General features: G+C 66.5%; 12 protein-coding genes. 3 read left to right on the top strand and 9 right to left on the bottom strand.

Going from position 1 to position 16,729, the window contains the following annotated elements; genetic code table 11:
* Nucleotides 1–233: 233 nt before the first annotated feature.
* Complete coding sequence (gene hemB / locus G4L39_RS08950) at nucleotides 234–1,241, top strand: porphobilinogen synthase (RefSeq protein WP_165107583.1); 1,008 nt, start codon at nucleotides 234–236, stop codon at nucleotides 1,239–1,241.
* 332 nt (nucleotides 1,242–1,573) lie between these two features.
* Here hemB and G4L39_RS08945 read toward each other — a convergent pair whose 3' ends face one another.
* Entirely contained in the window at nucleotides 1,574–2,176 is a 603-nt protein-coding gene (locus G4L39_RS08945) for an FHA domain-containing protein (RefSeq protein ID WP_165107582.1), read from the bottom strand.
* A 112-nt stretch (nucleotides 2,177–2,288) separates the two neighbouring features.
* Nucleotides 2,289–2,855 carry a cob(I)yrinic acid a,c-diamide adenosyltransferase gene (locus tag G4L39_RS08940; protein WP_165107580.1) on the bottom strand — a complete coding sequence of 189 codons (567 nt, stop codon included), beginning with the start codon at nucleotides 2,853–2,855 and terminating at the stop codon, nucleotides 2,289–2,291.
* A gap of 348 nt (nucleotides 2,856–3,203) precedes the next feature.
* Here G4L39_RS08940 and G4L39_RS08935 point away from each other — a divergent pair, with 348 nt between their 5' ends.
* Nucleotides 3,204–3,539, top strand: coding sequence for a c-type cytochrome (locus G4L39_RS08935; protein ID WP_165107579.1), 336 nt, complete (start codon nucleotides 3,204–3,206; stop codon nucleotides 3,537–3,539).
* Between the two features lie 149 nt (nucleotides 3,540–3,688).
* Here the strand turns inward: G4L39_RS08935 and amrA are convergent, their stop codons facing one another.
* The 7 genes from amrA to G4L39_RS08900 form a co-directional block, all read right to left on the bottom strand.
* The gene (gene amrA, locus G4L39_RS08930; protein ID WP_165107578.1) at nucleotides 3,689–4,807 is read right to left on the bottom strand and encodes an AmmeMemoRadiSam system protein A; all 1,119 of its coding nucleotides are present in this window, start codon (nucleotides 4,805–4,807) and stop codon (nucleotides 3,689–3,691) included.
* A gap of 593 nt (nucleotides 4,808–5,400) precedes the next feature.
* The gene (locus G4L39_RS08925; RefSeq protein ID WP_165107576.1) at nucleotides 5,401–8,394 is read right to left on the bottom strand and encodes an AsmA family protein; all 2,994 of its coding nucleotides are present in this window, start codon (nucleotides 8,392–8,394) and stop codon (nucleotides 5,401–5,403) included.
* A 6-nt stretch (nucleotides 8,395–8,400) separates the two neighbouring features.
* Nucleotides 8,401–10,194, bottom strand: coding sequence for a DUF4340 domain-containing protein (locus tag G4L39_RS08920; protein ID WP_165107574.1), 1,794 nt, complete (start codon nucleotides 10,192–10,194; stop codon nucleotides 8,401–8,403).
* A 34-nt stretch (nucleotides 10,195–10,228) separates the two neighbouring features.
* Nucleotides 10,229–11,713, bottom strand: a complete 1,485-nt coding sequence (locus G4L39_RS08915) for a GldG family protein (protein WP_165107572.1) — start codon at nucleotides 11,711–11,713, stop codon at nucleotides 10,229–10,231.
* Nucleotides 11,714–11,718: 5 nt separating this feature from the next.
* Nucleotides 11,719–12,471: an ABC transporter permease gene (locus tag G4L39_RS08910; RefSeq protein WP_165107570.1), complete on the bottom strand. Its 753-nt coding sequence runs from the start codon at nucleotides 12,469–12,471 to the stop codon at nucleotides 11,719–11,721.
* Between the two features lies 1 nt (nucleotide 12,472).
* Nucleotides 12,473–13,450 (bottom strand): ABC transporter ATP-binding protein, encoded by a 978-nt coding sequence (locus G4L39_RS08905; protein ID WP_205880893.1) that lies wholly within the window; start codon nucleotides 13,448–13,450, stop codon nucleotides 12,473–12,475.
* Between the two features lie 59 nt (nucleotides 13,451–13,509).
* Nucleotides 13,510–14,946 (bottom strand): trypsin-like peptidase domain-containing protein, encoded by a 1,437-nt coding sequence (locus G4L39_RS08900; protein WP_165107568.1) that lies wholly within the window; start codon nucleotides 14,944–14,946, stop codon nucleotides 13,510–13,512.
* Nucleotides 14,947–15,533: 587 nt separating this feature from the next.
* Between G4L39_RS08900 and pheA the strand changes: the two genes are divergently transcribed.
* Nucleotides 15,534–16,595, top strand: coding sequence for a prephenate dehydratase (gene pheA, locus G4L39_RS08895; RefSeq protein ID WP_165107566.1), 1,062 nt, complete (start codon nucleotides 15,534–15,536; stop codon nucleotides 16,593–16,595).
* Nucleotides 16,596–16,729 lie beyond the last annotated feature (134 nt).

The raw sequence follows: 16,729 nt of genomic DNA, 5'->3' as shown, positions 1-16,729 counted from the left end.
ACCCCCAACCGCGCGCCTCCAACCCTGCCACCGCACCGCACGCCCGCAAAACCCCGCCCACAAACCGGGCCGTCAAACACTGCCGAAGCCGACCGCCCCACACCCCACGCCGACGCACGCGCCGGCCCGGTCCAAACCTCCGCACCGCCATCGGTCCCAACAGCACCACGGGTGTCCCGGATTCGACTCGTTTTTGCCCTTTGCCCACGGACAACCCACCCTACAATGGCGCCATGGACGTGAGCGTGCTCGGTCAATTCCCAACACGGCGCATGCGGCGCCTCCGCTCCAGCCCCGTCCTGCGCCGCATGGTCGCGGAAACCATCCTGCTGCCCGATCATCTCATCTGGCCGTTGTTCGTCCGGCCGGGTCGAAAGGAACGCCGGCCCGTCGCCTCCATGCCCGGCGTTTGCCAGCTGTCCGTGGACGAAGCCGTCCGGGAAACGGCCCGGGCCGTTGAAGCCGGTGTTCCGGCCGTGCTCCTGTTCGGTATCCCGGAACGAAAAGACGAAAAGGCCAGCGGCGCATGGTCGCGCAACGGCATCGTCCAACAGGCCATCCGCGCCCTCAAACGCGAGTATCCCAACCTCTGGGTCATCACCGACGTCTGCCTCTGCGAGTACATGTCCCACGGACACTGCGGGGTGGTCGAACACCGGCGCAACACGACGAGAATCGCCAACGACCCCACCCTGGCCCTGCTGGCCCGCACCGCCGTCAGCCACGCCGAGGCCGGAGCCGACATGGTTGCACCCAGCGACATGATGGACGGGCGCGTCGCCGCCATCCGCGCGGCTCTGGACCGGGCCGGTTTCGAGGACCTCCCCATCCTCTCCTACGCCGCCAAGTACGCCTCGGCCTTTTATGGCCCCTTCCGCGAAGCCGCCGAATCGGCGCCCCGATTCGGCGACCGCCGCAGCTACCAAATGGACCCGGCCAACGCCCGCGAAGCCATCCGCGAAGTCGCCCTGGACATCGCCGAGGGCGCCGACCTGGTGATGGTCAAACCCGCCCTGGCCTACCTCGACATCCTCCACCAGGTCAAAACCACCTTCGGCCTGCCCACCGCCGCCTACGCCGTCAGCGCCGAATACTCCATGATCAAAGCCGCGGCTGCCCAGGGCTGGATTGACGAACGCGCCGTCACCCTCGAAGCACTCCTGGCCATGCGCCGCGCCGGTGCCGACCTCATCATCACCTACGCCGCGCCCGACGTGGCCCGCTGGCTTCATCAGCGCTGAGTCCCCACGAGCCCCACGCCCCGGCACAAAAACCCCGGAACCATCCCCCACACAGAGCCGGCCGAAACCGCGTCCCCGACGCCACACCCCCGGCCTCGAAGCCCTCCGCAGGCAACCTGCCTCGGGCTCAAAAGCACGCCCCGACCGAAGGTAACACGTTCAATCTCCTCCGTACGTTTGGAGGATCACCGTCCTGTGACGAAGTCGCGGCGGAGATCCGTTCGGCAAGATCAGACCGGGTGCCCGGTCAGATTCCAAATCCGGAACGCACCAACCCGTCGTTGCAGAGGGCTCTGACGGAGCCGCACCGCAGGACCCTCCACTTCAACGCCTCAACGGATCGTCAGCAACGCCCACGCCAGCAGCGCCACCACCGCCGCCCCCACCACCCCAACCACAAGCCACAGCAATTTGCTGCCGGAGTCGGCCTTCTTGGCGAATCCCGTCTTGCGCAGGTCGGCCGGTCGCGCCCCACCCTGCAACTCACTCAAACTCACCCCGCGCGGAATGGGCGAAGTCTGGCCCATGGGCCTCGTCCCCGGGGCAGACGGAGCGGCAGCCTGACTCGCAGTCGCAGCTGTGGGCCCGGCCGATGCGGCCGACGGGGCCGCAGCCGGTGCTGCACCCGCAGCGGGTGCCCCCGCCGGAGCATCACCCTCCAACCGCATCTCCACCGCACCCAGCCGCAACACCTGCCCCGGCTTCAACACCGCCTGCGTCACGGGTTCACCGTCAATGTACGTCCCGTTGGTGGACTGCAGGTCGCGAACCACAATCTCCTGCCCCTGCAAGAGAAGCTCGCAATGATGGCTGGAAACGGACGGCTCCGAAATCTGAATGGTGTTGTCCTCCAGACGGCCGATGGTGACCCGTTCACCCTTCAGCTCGTAGGTACGCCCGGCGAACCCCTCTGTGAGGACAACAAGCTTGGCCATAATTGCGTTTGATTACCCGTGCGGGGGCGATTATTGCCGCATCCCACTCCAAGTCAAACCCTATTCGGACACAACGACGCAACCAGAATCGCACCCCAAGCCCCCGACTCAATCACTGCGCGCCATTCCCGGACGCCGCAGGCCGGGGCGTAATCCCCCGCTCCACGCATCGCGCCCACAGCCAGAGCAAATCCGACAACCGGTTCAAATACACCAACACCGTCCCGCTCACCGCGCCGGTCGCCCCGCGCAACGCACACACACGGCGTTCCGCCCGCCGACACACCGTCCGCGAAAACTCCAGCGCCGCCGAAACCGGATCCGCACCGGGCAATGCCCATCCCCGTGCCGGCGGCAGGCAACCCTCCGCAAGCCGCACCTCCTCCTCCAACCACCCCACATGCCCGGGCCCCAGCGCACTGAACCCATCGGCCTCGAACCGCGCCCGGTGCGCGGGGTCCGTGGCCAGCTCACCCATCAGAACGATCAAATCCCGCTGCACATGCAGCAACGCATCCTGCAACCACGGCGGTGCCCCCTGCGCACGCGCCCATCCCAGGGCCGCGTTCAGCTCGTCCACTGCACCGTACGCCTCCACCCGCGGATGATCCTTGGGCACCCGCACGCCGTACATCAGCGACGTCAAACCCTCGTCCCCCTGCCGCGTCACAATGCTCATCTGGTCTCACCCCCAAGGTGTGGTCCGGTTTGCACCGTGTCAAAACCCGTTTGCCCCACAGCTCATCGCCCTCCGTAGTCCGGGCCCGATCCACCGGACTCAAGCCTCCGGACCCGAGGAATCGCCCTAACGGCTGAAAAGCCCGTTACAACCGGAGATTCCCACGCCCATGGCAACAAATGGTATCTCTCGAGCAAATCCGGAAAAGCGTTGAATACATCGAGCGGCGATAGTGTCTAGGGTTTAAAACGAGGGCCGCCACGAAACCATCGTGGTCAGCCCCTGCTGAGACCGGCGCGACGATGGTCCCCGGCCTTGCAGCAACAGAATCGAGAAAGGAGTGCAGCAATGAAACGCGTTTGGTGGTTGGTGGGTTTGCTGGTAACCGGTCTGGCAGTGAACGGTCTGGCCGCCGAGGCCAAGATCAAGGAACTTTACGAAAAAGAGTGCGCCAAATGCCACGGCAGTGATGGCAAGGGCGACACCAAGATGGGCAAGAAACTCGCCTGCAAAGACTATACCGACCCCAAGGTCCAGGCCGAGATGAAGGATGAAGAAGCCTTCAAGGCCATCAAGGAAGGCCTCAAGGACAAGAACGGCCGCACGCTCATGAAACCCCTGGAGGGCGTCAGCGACGACGACATCAAGGCGCTGGTCGCCTATATGCGGTCGTTCAAGAAATAAAGCCCTCGGCCAACACGAGCTGAGCGTCCAAATCCTGGCCAGCCCCTGGCGGTCCATTGCCGCCGGGGGTTTTTTATCTCATCCCCGGGACACAGAAACCGCGCGGGGCAGGGGCTGCAGGACCTCGCGCATCCTTTAAAACCGGCGCCTCACGCCTCTCGTTCACTGAATGCCTCCACCCGGTAGAGCTCAACCCTGGCGTCCCGGCTCCGCCACGCATCCGGCAGGCAGCCCGCTTTCATGCACAGCTGCGCCATGAACTGACGCCGGTCCGGCAACTTTTCCCACACCTGCGGCAAGAAGGTGGCCGTGCGCGCCCCCAGGTGAAGGATCACGCCGTCCCGGCCCGGCTCCAACCGGTCCAGCAGTTCCTCCGGCGACGCGGCCTCCAAAGGACGCGGCCGGGTCAGCACGCTGATTTCAATCGTCAACTCCTCCACCTCGGCCGGTGCCACGGGTTCGAACCGGTAATCATACAGGGCCGCGTTCCGGGCGTTTTCCATCACTGCCTGGTACAGGGGCATCTGGGCCGTCAGGTGGCCGATGCACCCCCGCAATTGTCCCCGCCGGGTCAGGGTCACAAAGCAGGCCCGAGGTGCCAACAAGGCCAGCGGGAGTGAACCGGAATTCACCGTGGGCACCCGCCCCGTCCGCGCCACCGTCTCCACGGTCAACCGCGCCAGTTGCAAGGCCACCGAACGCTCGTGCCCCACCAACATGCGTCCCACCGGCGGATCCAAACCCAACACGGCCCGACCCGGCGGCACTGCGCCGTGCAGGAAAGGCAGTCCCTTCCCCTGAAGTCCGGACCAGAAACAACCCTCCCAATGCAGACCCGCCCCCACCTCGGCCAGAATCCACCACTCCAACTGCGCGCCCACGCCCGCCGCCTCCATGGCCTGCCGATCCCACCCCGCCAGTGCGTCCAGTTTGTATCGAACCCGATCGTCCCCCTCGGGCCCGGTCGCAGCCCCGCCGCCATTTCGCAAACACACCACCCACAGCAGTTCAGGGAACAGCGTCATCGCCAGACGCCTGGCCAGGGAGAGGGCGTCCTCGCCGCCCACGAGCACCCAAACCCAACTGTTCACCCCGGAACGCCGCACCCAATCTTCAACGGCATTCCATCCGGGCACACCGCACGCCGGGGTGACCTCAGGGCCTGCCGGCCCCTCCAAGAACGAATCTCCCCACTGCTGCCGCAGTTCATCCCACCGAAACCGGGGAAAGCCGGTCCATCGCGCCACGCGCCGAGCCATCGATTCCATCCCACGAACGGTCCCCGCCTGAACTGCTTCCGCAGGCTCGACCACCACCGCGGCTTCGTCCATGGCCGGCACCCCGGCCATCAGAATGGCACCCTCCCAGCCAGCCCCGCCAGGTTGGTCGGCAAGGGGCAAACCACCGGCAACCGGGATGGGTTGGCCAACGATCCCGATGGCGCGCAATGCCTCCGCGCACCTGTCTGGTTCCGTTTGCATTGCCATGTGGCTGAGGGCTGGCCCCCCGGTGCCACCGGGGCTCGGTCGGGAGCACTGCCGCCCGTCCGCCTGCTGGCCTTCAGCTTTGGGCCCGTTGTTCAGTGCCTCAGATCACCGCTCCTCCGGCCCACCGCATCTGCCGGTGCTGCCGCGACGTCCATCCCGCCGACGGAGAGGTCCCGCCATCCAGTTCCCGGACCCATCCCGGCACAGCCCTGGATCCCACTTAACACCCGCGGCCGGATTGGGGCAAGCCGCCGCGTGCGACTGCCGGCCGCGTCGGGCGCCACTGCACGAGCATCCATGAATCGTACGGCAGCCGCACCCACCGAAAGTCCTGCCCGAACAACTGGCAGTCCGCCAACCCACGACCCTGTTGGTCAAGGTGGGCCCTGCCCCGAGGGCGCCGGCTCAAAGACACCGCGCAGCGTCTGCCACGGCCGCAGCGGAATGGTCAAAACCCTCGGAATGTGCAGGGGCTCGGCCCTGGGTTGCGACAATGTGCCCGTGATACGGAATTCGAAGATCTTGCTCACCGGCCAGAGGGCCAAACTCAGCACACGCCCCACCAACCAGGCATCCCGCAACAACTCCGCCTGCACCACCGCATCCACGCGCCCGTCCAGGGCAACCTGCCCCCGGTACAGAAGCCGCATGGTCGAGGCCCGGCATTCCAGATCGTCCGACACCACCATCCCGTTCGTCAGAACAAACGACGCGCGACCACTGCTCACCGGGCTCCGTCCCAACCCCGGCACCAGCGAATCCAGCGGCTCCGACAACACGCCAAACAATGGAATCGACCAAATCCACCCGTCCCGCAGGCTCGCCCGACCGCGACCGTTCCACGTCTGCCAGTCCCGCGTGTTGCCACTGTCCACCCATAGATCCGCATCCAACAGCCCTTCCAACCGGCTGGGCGCGGGGTTCAGATCCTGCATCAGCGCCGCAATGTTCACCCTGCGAACTCGAACCCCAAAACGCACCCCCGTTCCCTCCGGGGGCGAAAGATCAAACACACCCCAGCCCGACAACTCCCCGCCGTAAAACGGAGCCGTCACGTTGGTTAATCCCACCGTCTCGCCCTGCCAGCGAATCGTGCCCGTCACCCGATCCGTCCGGAACCGCCACCACCGAAACGGCCCCCCCGACACCTCCACACGCAGGTCCGCCCCGTCATGCCCGTGCCAGGGGACCGTGCCTTCCAGCCGGATCTCCGGAGGCCGCTCAAAATGGTAGGGCGCCAGAGTCCGGGCTGTTTTGGGCCCGATCGCCGCCGCAATGGTATCCGGATCATCCAGGCACACCGCATTGGTGAAATGAACCCGCTGCCCGACCAGATCCAGGGCCACCCCGTCCGCCCTCAACCAGCCCCCGGCACGCTCCACCCGCGGCTCCAGAAACAACACCCACGAGTTGCTGTACACCACCGTGGTTTCCAACCGCCGCACGGGCACGCCCCGAAACACAAAATTCGTCCACCGCATCCGGGCCTGCCCGTTCACCGTTTCCGGTCGCAGAAATTCACCGCGCGCCTCCCCCTCGACCTCAAGGGGCCCGTCCCACCGCACCAGGGGCAACCATTGCAGTTGGTTCGTATGCAGCAGCGGCACAAAGGCATCCGGCGGCAGCTCGAACCTGAAATGCCATTCATAATCCCGCTGCCACGGCCGCACCCGATAATCCGCCCGCAACCAGCCGTCCGGCCGTTCAACCTCCAGATCCGGCAAATGCCACGTTCCTGCCGCATAGCGGAATCCCGACCGCGCCCGCGTGGCCGTGAATCCCCGGAAACTGCCCCTGCCCAAACTCACCGTTCCGGTCAGCGTCAGGTTCTCGCGCAGCGCTACGGCCCAATGCTCCCGTGTGGGTGGCCAGGGCGGCAACGCCAGCTCGCCCTCTATCGCCACAAGGGGCGGCTGTTCCCATTGAAACTGGTCGAGCCAACGTCTCGTCCGCTCTGAAAGCCACGCGTCCAGGTCCCGGGGATCCGCCTCCGACCGCACCCGGAACTCCCCTCGGTGTGTCGCGGCATGAACCAGCACCTCACCCTCCACGGCGCCGGACGGCAACACAACCGCCAGATCGTGCACCCGCAGTTCCGGTGGCGACCACTCCAACACACCGTGCACCGAGCGCAGCCCAACCCCGTGGACGTGCAGGCGCCCCACCGCCACCCCATTGCTCAACTGCCAACCCGTCCATTGCCGCCATGGCTCGACCTGCACGGTGGCCCGGGGCCCGCTGGAACGCAGCAGCCGGCCCTCCCACCTCAAATCGTGCGCGGCGAAATCGCCGCCGTCCACATCCCCGGCCTCCAGCCGCCACGCGACCTCATCCACCGACCACGGGCGCGGGTTTCCCGCGGCCTCGAAGCCCACCTGTACATCACCTGCGGTTCCCCAACGGGTGGACACCCCGGCCAGCCGCACCGTGCCCGTGGCCGTCCACCGGTGCCCGGGTGCGTCGGGTTCGAACCGGATTGTCACCTTTGCGCCCTCGCAGTCCGCAGAGCCGGTCCAAAAGCGATCGGCCTCGGCATCCACCGTCCATCCAACCCCCGTCCCTTCCGCGCCCGGCTCCGTGCTCACCCGCAACAACAGACCGTGGGCCGTGCCCGACGGAGTTGCCACGGCCGGAATGCGCATCTGCCAGCGCAGTCGCAACTGTTCGGGAGCCCGTCCGTCACCCTCAAATGTTCCCACCATTTCGGGTGAGGCCGAGAACCTCGTGCGCCCGAGCCAGCTCCACCAGTCAAGGGCCTGCCCTGCGCCGTCGCGTGAATCCCCCTCGCCGCTGCGCCGCAAACCCTTCCAGCCGGACCACTGTCGCAACGCCGTGGCGTTGGACAATACGCCCGAAATGCGGCACCGAACCGGACCCAGCACCGCCCGCGCCTCCTCCACCCGCCACGTGTCGCCCGGCAAAAACCGGATCCGCAGGTTCAGCCCCTCCACGTCCCACGGAAAATCGCGCCGGTCGTCTCCACCTGCGACCGACGCGAATCGCCCCTGAACCACCTCCAAACCCTCCACCTCCCAACGGCCCCGCCACAGGTCCCAAAGCTGGAGATCCAGGCGGACATGGTCCGCCTCCAATTGTGGGGCATCCGGCGTGCCCAACGGCCGCACCTTCACCTGATCGGCCAAAATCCCCGCAAACCATCGCAGGCGCAACCGGGCAAACTCCAGCTCCAACCCATGCCGACGCACCCGCTCCTGCAGCGGTCTTTTGAGCATCTCCGGCAACCCCACGCGGTCGAGGTACCACAACGCCGCCACCAACACCCCCAACAACGCCCACACCAGCCATCGGCACGCCCGAAACGCCCAACGACAGCCCCGCACCCACCTGCGCCATCCATTGCCGGCCATGCGATTTCAAGATCCGGACTCCGGAGGGAGCTTCAAATACGCCTGCACCAGCTCCTGGACCACCGGTGAGGTCACAAACACCCACGGTTGACCTTCCAGGCGCACCATCCCCAACAACGGGAGCTCCTGCCGCGGCCGGGCAAAACTCACCGTCAACGTCTCGCCATCCCGACGACGCAACGTAACCGACCAGGCCCCGCGCTCAAACCCGTACTCCGCCGCCCGGGCTTCACCCACGCCCAGCCACGCCACCGCGTCCAGTTCGCACAACGTTCGGACCGCCTCGCCCACAGCCAGGCTGTTGATGATCCCCTGCGAACCCGGTGCCAACGTCCACGCGTACGCATCGTGCCGGATCATCTCCCGCCGGCGCGATCCCTCCTCCACAATCACCCGTTCCACCTCCCCCTCCGGGATCCGCCAGATCCGGCGGTCCCGCAACTGGTAGAACGCCGTGGGCAGCCCCGCCAGATCCGACGCCCGCACCGCATACACCGTCGGTTCATCCCACCGCCGCACGAACACCTTGTCGTCCTGCACCAAACCCAACTGGATCTCCCCCAGGACCGTGTTGGTATCACCGGCCCCCCGAGCCGCCCGTCGCAACACCACCTGACGGGTCGGCGGCGCCAACCCGTACCGGGCCAGATCCGGCTCAATCACCACGTCTTTCACAAACTCCACCACCTCCAGCCTCCGCAACCAATCCAACAACCCTTCCACCAGAGCCTCGTCCGCCGGCAAATCCCACGGCAAAATCCGCCAGCCCACCGGCAGCCGGTGCACCGCGAAGTTCTCGCCCCCCAGAAACTCCACCGCCGACACCTGCCCCTCCCAACGCAAAAGCCGCCGATCCCGAAAGTCCGCGTACCCCGCCAGCCACCCCCCCACAGCCTCGGCCGGCACCGTCACCACCGCCGCTCGACCCGCCTGGCGCGCATACACCCGATCCGGATGGTTGGTGGGGCTCCGACCAAACTCAAACTGCGCCACGGCGTTGGTCCCCCGCCACAGCCCCAGAGCCAGGACCGGCGGCGCAAAACCGTACACCTCCGCGTCCGCCTCCGGATCATCCGCCACAAACTCCAGCACCTCCAAACCCTGCAGACCCTGCCAGAGCATCTGCACGCGGTCCGGATCCACCCGCGCCCGCAAGGGCGCCTCCAATCGCCACCGGTCCCCCTCCGGATCCCGGCCCAGGGCGAACCACCCCAGCCGATTGCTCACCGTGAGCCGGTCAAAACTCCCCGAGTCCACCCGCACCCATCGTCGCTCCCGCCAATCGGCCGGTTGCGCCGGCAGCAACCGCAAGACCTCCGCGCTCACCACCCAGAGCTCCTCCTCACCCACCACCTGAACAAACACCTGATCCCCCGGCGCGGTCCGGTTCCCGAACTGAATCTGAACCATGCGGTTGGGAGCCTGGACCCGGAGCGTCACGCGCGGACTCTCCAGGCCGTACTCCGCCAGTGCGTCCGGCCGCTGCAACAGTTCGGACGTGGTCAAAACCGTCTGCACGGGCTCCCGCACCAGTGCCGCCAGCAACGCCTCCACCCGCCGGTCATCCGCCGGATCCCGCAACGGAGTTTCCAGCCACCAGCGACCGCCCTCGCGCACCACCCGCAACGGCAGCTCCCGCGGTCGGCGCACCTCCACCGCCACCGCCTGCGCCGGGTCCCAACCTGTCAGGAGCACGCGCGGCCCGCGCGGTGGCTCGGTCCAACGCCGCTCCACCAACAGGATGAACCCCAGCATCGCCAGCGCCAGCGTCACCCACAAACCTGTGAATCTTGCCTGCATCGCATCCTGCCGGGACCCGGATCGCCCCCCACCCTCAACGCCGGCGCCGCCACCAGATCCCCAGCCCCACCAGCAGCAAACCGGCCGGAATCCCCCCCAGCAACGTCCATTGCAGGGCCCGCATCTCCCGCGCACCCAGGGTAACCCGAAACTCCCGCACCGGTCTCGACCCCACCTGGTGCAGCAAAAACGTCCGGTCCAACAACCAGTTCACCGCATAAGCCCCGAAGTCCGCGTTGTTCACCGATTCGATCAACTGGTTGCCCAGAAAAAACGAATCCCCCACCACCACCATCCGCGTGTTCCCCCGGGCCGTCACCACGCCGGGCACCGCCCCCTTCTCCACCGCCACCGCCAACGGGAACGAACCGGTCGCCCCACCGCCCCCCATCAACCGACTCCGCTCCCCGCTGAACGCCAGCTCCGTCACCGTCACACCCTCCACGCCGCCGGCCCCGGCCGCCAACCGCCCCACGGCCCGCGGCCGCCAGACATGCAGGGCCGCCAGCCCGCCCCCCTCCACCAACGGCCGGACCACCGGATGATTCCCGAATCGCAGGACCTTGATGTCCTGTCCCGTGATCGTGTTGTCACGATCCAGCACCGGCCAGGGACTCACCTCCACGCCCCACCGCGACAGCATCCCCTCCAAACCCGAGCCCCGCGACAGCCCGTAGCTGTTCAAGAGCACCAGCATCCGACCGCCCTGCTGCAGGTACTCCTCCAACCTCCGCACCACCTCTTCCGGCACCGGCCGCAACGGCCCGGCCACAATCAGCAAATGACAGTCCTCCGGCACCGTGTTCGTCCCCTCCAACGAAAGCGTCGATGTCACGATGCAGTTTTGCCGCAACAAACCGGCAAACCGCCGGTATCCCACCGTCTCATGGTCACTGTCCGGATCGTGCTCCTCGTGCCCCGTCAGGAAATACGCCCGCAACGGCCGTGACATCGTCACCGCCAGCAACGCCGACGTAAACACCCGTTCCCCGTGGAATGCCACGGCCCGGCGCCGGAACTCCGGCTGGTCTCCTCCGGCGGCCACCGGCTCAAGGGTGTACTGCGTCAGCATCCGGCCGTCGATCCGCATCACCCGCCCCTCACAATCAAACAGCACCAGGTTCTTGTTCGTGGCCCCGGCCAGCTGATACTCCGCAAACACCTGCTGTGCCGCCCCGGCCTGCCGCAGATAATCCACCGTGCGAACGTGCACCCGCGGATTCGCCAGCTGGTACTCCCGCAACAACCCCACCACCAGGGGGTAAAACGGGTCCTCCCGATCGTAAAACACCGTCACCCGCACCTCATTGGTGAGGCTGTCCAACACCGCCCGCGTCTGCGGGGACAGTTTCGTCTCCCCCTCCGCCGTCACATACCACCGCACCGGATGGCGTTGCGCCAGGTGGTTCACCATCACCACCAGCGCAAGGACCGAAACCGTCCCCAAACCCACCCGCAGCCAGCCCGCCCAGCGACGACCCGCAGAAAACGACGGTTGTGTGCCGCGTCCCGAATCCATACCCCTCATTTCCAGTGCCGACCCTCCACCGCCCGCAGCGTCAGGTACAAAAACGCCAGGCTCGTGCTCGCATACAACACCACCGGCCGCAAATCCACCACCCCGCGCGTGAAATCCCGCATGTGATCCACCAGCGCAAACGCACCCAGCACCTGCACCCACCACGACGACTCCGACCCCCGATCCGACACCGCAAAACCCGCCAGGAACAGGCTCACCGCCAGCAGCCCACCCACCATCGCCGCCACCGTCTGCGACCGCGTCAGCGCCGACGCAAAACAACCCATGCTCAAAAACAACGCCCCCAGCAGGCCAATCCCCAGATACGTGCTCCCCAGCAACGGCCACTCCAGCGCCTGCGCCTCCCCCGTCCAGTACCGGATCAACGTCACACACCCCGGCAACGGCAACCACACCAGCAAATAAAACACCCAGGCCGCACCAAACTTGGCCGCCACCACCGTCCCGTCCCGAACCGGGCTGGTCATCAGCGTCTCATACGTACCGGAAGCCCGCTCCTGCGCAAACAACCGCATCGTGATCACCGGCCCGCTCAACAACACCACCATCCAAAAGTACGGCGTCTGGTAAAACACCTCCGTCACGTGCACCGGCAACGGCGTCTGCCGCACCGCCAGCAACAAATCCACAAAACTCAGCCCCACCAAAAACGCCACCGCGGCCATGATCACCCAGCCGCTCAGCGAAACCAGGTACGCCGCCAGTTCGCGACGAAACAACACCCAGAACGCCGTCATCTCACACCTCTTCCTCCTCCGCCTCCTCTTCCTCCCGCCGCGCGGTCACCCGCACGTAAATGTCCTCCAACGTGTAGCGCCGCCGCGTCAGTTCCCGCAACGTCCAACCCCGCTCCCGCGCCCACCCGTACACCAGCGGCCGCAAATCCTGTGCCCCCGCCGGACGCAACCAGCACCGCCACCAACCCTCCTCCGCGGGCGCCATCTCCCAGCTCGCCACCTCCGGCCTGCCCGACCAAAACGCCTCCAGCTCCGCCGCCGGGGCCGACACCTCCACCATCACCTGAGGGTCTGCACTCCACCGCTGCTCCAGCTCCGCCGGTGTCCCGGCCGCCACAACCCGCCCGTCCCACAGGATCAGCATCCGATGGCAGATCATCTCCGCCTCCGGCAAAATGTGCGTCGACAACAACACCGTGTGCCGCCCCGCCAGGCCCTTGATCAACTCCCGCACCGAGCGGATCTGGTGGGGATCCAACCCGATGGTCGGCTCGTCCAAAATGATCAGGTCCGGCTCGTGCACCAGCGCATCCGCAAGGCCCACCCGCTGGCGGTACCCCCTCGAAAGCTGCCCGATCAACCGGCGCCGCACCTCCGTCAAACCGCATTGCTCCAGCACCACCTCCACCCGCTCCCGCGCCCGGCGCCCGCTCAACCCCTTCAACCGCGCCCGAAACCGCAAATACTCCACCACCCGCATCTCCGGATACAACGGATTGTTCTCCGGCATGTAACCGATCCGCCGCCGCACCTCCAACGACTCCCGCGCCACATCATAACCCGCCACACGCACCGTCCCGTACGTCGCCGGCAAAAAACCCGACAAAATCCGCATCGTCGTGCTCTTGCCCGCCCCGTTCGGCCCCAGCAACCCCACAATCTCGCCCCGCGCCACGGTGAACGTCACCCCCTGAATCGCCACGCGGTTCCCGTAGCGTTTCGTCAAATCCCGCACCTCAATCATCCAGGGCTCGCTCATCGGTTCGGTTTCCCCCACCTTACCCGCACGGACCCGCCCGGGCGATGATAAACCCCCGTTCACCGCACCACCACCTCCACCGTTACCTGCCGATACTCCATCAGCGCCGCCCCCAGCCGGCGCGGCACCACCACCGTCAATTGCACCGTGTCCCCCGAAGCCTTCCCCATCAGCACATCCGCCACCTGAAACAAACTGCCCACCGGACGGCCATCCAACCCCAGCAGCAAACTCCGCGCCGGCACACCCGCCCGGGCCGCTGGCCCCCGCGCCTCCACCGATTCCACGTACATCCCATCGCCCACACCCACCTGAAACCCGGCCGCCAACTGCTGCGTCAGCGGCGCCAGGCGCAGCCCCAGCTTCTGCTCCACCAGCGATTCAAACGAGATCAGCCGCACCTCCACCGTCCGCCGGTTCCGCCCCTCCTGCACCTGCAGCCGAACCGGCTGGTCCGGCGACTCCGTTACCAGGCGGTTGAATTCCACAAGCCGCCGCACCGTCCGCCCGTTCACACCCTCGATCTCCATCCCCGCCCGCAAGCCCGCCCGCGCCGCCGGACTGCCCGGCTGCACGTCCGCCACCACCAGCGGCCCCCGCAAACCCTTCACCTTCGCCCCAAACCACAACGACCGGGTCACCTCCGGCGAAAAAAACTCGCTCAACGCTTCGTTCACCTGCTTGACCGGGATCGCAAACCCCACCCCCATCCCCTGGCTTTCCCGATAGACCGCCACGTTGATCCCGATCAACTCTCCCCGCAGATTGATCAACGGCCCGCCACTGTTGCCGGGGTTGATCCCCGCGTCCGTCTGCAGCCAGTCCTGCGTCCCCAGCGGTTCCCCCTCCACCGGCGGACGCCGCGCCTTCGAACTCAAAATCCCGCGACTGGCCGAGGTCCCCAACCCGTACGGATTGCCCAGAGCAATCACCGTCTCGCCCAGGATCAAATCGTCGTCCGCCGCAAACGTGATCGCCGGAAACCGTTCCCCCGGCCGTGTCTGCACCTTCAGCAGCGCCACGTCCTTGTGCGGCGTATACACCAGCGGCTCGGCCTCCAGAATCCGGCCGTCCTGCAGCTTCACATACACCCGCGAAGCCCGCCGCAACACATGAAAGTTCGTCAGAATGTAGCCCTCCTCGTCAATGATCACCCCCGAACCGATGCTGCTCGGTTCCTCCCGCCGTTCCACCGGCGCCCGCCGCCCGTAAAACTGATAAAACAGGTCCTGGTACGGATCCCGGTACTCCACGATCTGCGTCGTCGCGATGTTCACCACCGTCGGCAACACCCGTTCGATGGCCCGAACCGTGGCGTCGCGCCGGATGTCATCCACCTCCGGCCCCGCCGCCAACAACCGCAACGTCAGCACCATGCACCCGGCCAGCCGCACCAGCGCGCCGCGGGCCACTACCCGGCCGACCCGACTCGCACCCCGAGCACCGCATCCGCCCGGTGCATCCGCCTCTTCGCACCATGACCACAATCTCGGCATCCCTTTCACGCTTCTAAAAACCCTGACCGCCGCCCAAGGTTTCGCCCTCCGCCACACCCGCACAAACCCGAAGCGGGTGGACCGCGGTGATCATTGGACGGCGCCCCGCACCGACCTGTTCATACCCTCGCCGACCGACCGGCCGCCACATCGGTCCTTCGCCACGCCGGCCCGAGCCGGCCACGGTTCAGAAACCCTGACGAACCGGTTGCGACCCCCGTTCGCCGGTCTGTGGCGCCCCCCGCGCGGTCTGCCTTTCACCGGGCCGACAACGATCCACTCACGGCCGGCCTCGCTCGGCCCGCAGCCGCCTTCGAACTTTCGCCGGACCAACCTCCCGGTACAACGCCACAACCCTTCGGGATCGGGCCGGCTGAAGCACCGGGCCGTTTCCGCCGGATCCCTTCATTGTCCACCATGGATGGCGAAAACTACCTGCTCACGCAACCGCCCGGGCGCAGGCCGGGCCGCGGGCCATTGCCAGGCCGGGCAGACCCATGATCCGGACGCGTCACGAGGCGCGCGGAACGGACACCGCAATTTTCCTGCCCACCCGGGGCCCGGATCGGATATCCTCGGCACGGGCTATGCACATTCAGGAACATCGGAAGGCCATCGACCGGATTGACCAGCAGATTGTGAAACTGCTGAATGAGCGGACACGGCACGTGCTGGCCATTGGCGAACTGAAACGCAAGGCCGGGCAGGAGGTCTACGCGCCGCACCGGGAGCAGGCCGTGTTGCAGCGGGTTTGCCGGCTCAACAAGGGCCCCATCACCAACGAACAGCTCCGGGCCATCTACCGCGAAATCATGTCCAGCGCCCTGGCCCTGGAAAAGACCCTCATCGTGGCCTATTTGGGACCGGAGGCCACCTTCACCCACCAGGCAGCCATCCAGCGATTCGGCTCGAGCCTCCAATACGTGCCGCTGAAAACCATCGCCGACGTGTTCCACGAGGTGAGCAAGGGGCGGGCCGACTACGGCGTGGTGCCGGTGGAAAATTCCACCGAGGGTGTCGTCACCCATACGCTGGACATGTTTGTGGACAGCGACCTGAAAATCGTCTCCCAGATCGTGTTGCCCATTCAGCACTGCCTGCTCAGCCGATATCCGAAAGACAAGATCCGGCGCCTGTACGCCCATCCACAATCGCTGGGACAGTGCCGCGCCTGGGTGCAAGCCAACCTCCCCAGGGTGGAGATCATCGAAACCTCCTCCAACGCCCGCTCGGCCGAGCTGGCGCGCAAAACACCCTACGCCGCCGCCATCGCGGGCGAACTGGCGGCCGAAAAATACGGGCTGCCCATCCTGGAACGCGACATCCAGGACAACGCAGCCAACGCCACCCGATTTCTGGTACTGGGCCGACAAAGTACACCCCCCACGGGCAACGACCGGACCAGCCTGATGATCAGCGTCATGCACCGGGTGGGCGCGTTGCACAGTGCCCTGGCAGCCTTCCGACGCTACCGGATCAACATGACCAAAATCGAGTCGCGCCCCAGCCGGCGAAAGGCCTGGGAATACTTCTTCTTCATCGATGTGGAGGGACATGTGGAAGAGCCGCGGCTGGCGCGCGCACTCAAAATGCTGGCCGAACACTGCAACTTTGTGAAGGTCCTGGGCTCGTACCCGAACACGGAATAGGGTCCACCCCCGGCCGGCCGTACCGGGCCGCAGGTGCATGCGCCCGGAGCCGGCCCTCGGGACCTTCACGCCGGTGGTTGTCTGCAAGACAGGACCAGTGCGGACTTGTGCGACGGGACCGGCCCACCCAGACT

This window comes from Limisphaera ngatamarikiensis (genome assembly GCF_011044775.1).
Taxonomy (GTDB): Bacteria; Verrucomicrobiota; Verrucomicrobiia; order Limisphaerales; family Limisphaeraceae; genus Limisphaera; species Limisphaera ngatamarikiensis.
The sequence above is the reverse complement of the archived record's forward strand: the minus strand, read 5'-3'. Positions and strand labels throughout refer to the sequence as shown.

Excerpts from the sequence above, each read along its gene's own strand:
- hemB (WP_165107583.1), top strand. The coding sequence starts at position 234 with ATGGACGTGAGCGTGCTCGGTCAATTCCCAACACGGCGCATGCGGCGC.
- G4L39_RS08945 (WP_165107582.1), bottom strand. The coding sequence starts at position 2,176 with ATGGCCAAGCTTGTTGTCCTCACAGAGGGGTTCGCCGGGCGTACCTAC.
- G4L39_RS08940 (WP_165107580.1), bottom strand. The coding sequence starts at position 2,855 with ATGAGCATTGTGACGCGGCAGGGGGACGAGGGTTTGACGTCGCTGATG.
- G4L39_RS08935 (WP_165107579.1), top strand. The coding sequence starts at position 3,204 with ATGAAACGCGTTTGGTGGTTGGTGGGTTTGCTGGTAACCGGTCTGGCA.
- amrA (WP_165107578.1), bottom strand. The coding sequence starts at position 4,807 with ATGGAATCGATGGCTCGGCGCGTGGCGCGATGGACCGGCTTTCCCCGG.
- G4L39_RS08925 (WP_165107576.1), bottom strand. The coding sequence starts at position 8,394 with ATGGCCGGCAATGGATGGCGCAGGTGGGTGCGGGGCTGTCGTTGGGCG.
- G4L39_RS08920 (WP_165107574.1), bottom strand. The coding sequence starts at position 10,194 with ATGCAGGCAAGATTCACAGGTTTGTGGGTGACGCTGGCGCTGGCGATG.
- G4L39_RS08915 (WP_165107572.1), bottom strand. The coding sequence starts at position 11,713 with ATGGATTCGGGACGCGGCACACAACCGTCGTTTTCTGCGGGTCGTCGC.
- G4L39_RS08910 (WP_165107570.1), bottom strand. The coding sequence starts at position 12,471 with ATGACGGCGTTCTGGGTGTTGTTTCGTCGCGAACTGGCGGCGTACCTG.
- G4L39_RS08905 (WP_205880893.1), bottom strand. The coding sequence starts at position 13,450 with ATGAGCGAGCCCTGGATGATTGAGGTGCGGGATTTGACGAAACGCTAC.
- G4L39_RS08900 (WP_165107568.1), bottom strand. The coding sequence starts at position 14,946 with ATGCCGAGATTGTGGTCATGGTGCGAAGAGGCGGATGCACCGGGCGGA.
- pheA (WP_165107566.1), top strand. The coding sequence starts at position 15,534 with ATGCACATTCAGGAACATCGGAAGGCCATCGACCGGATTGACCAGCAG.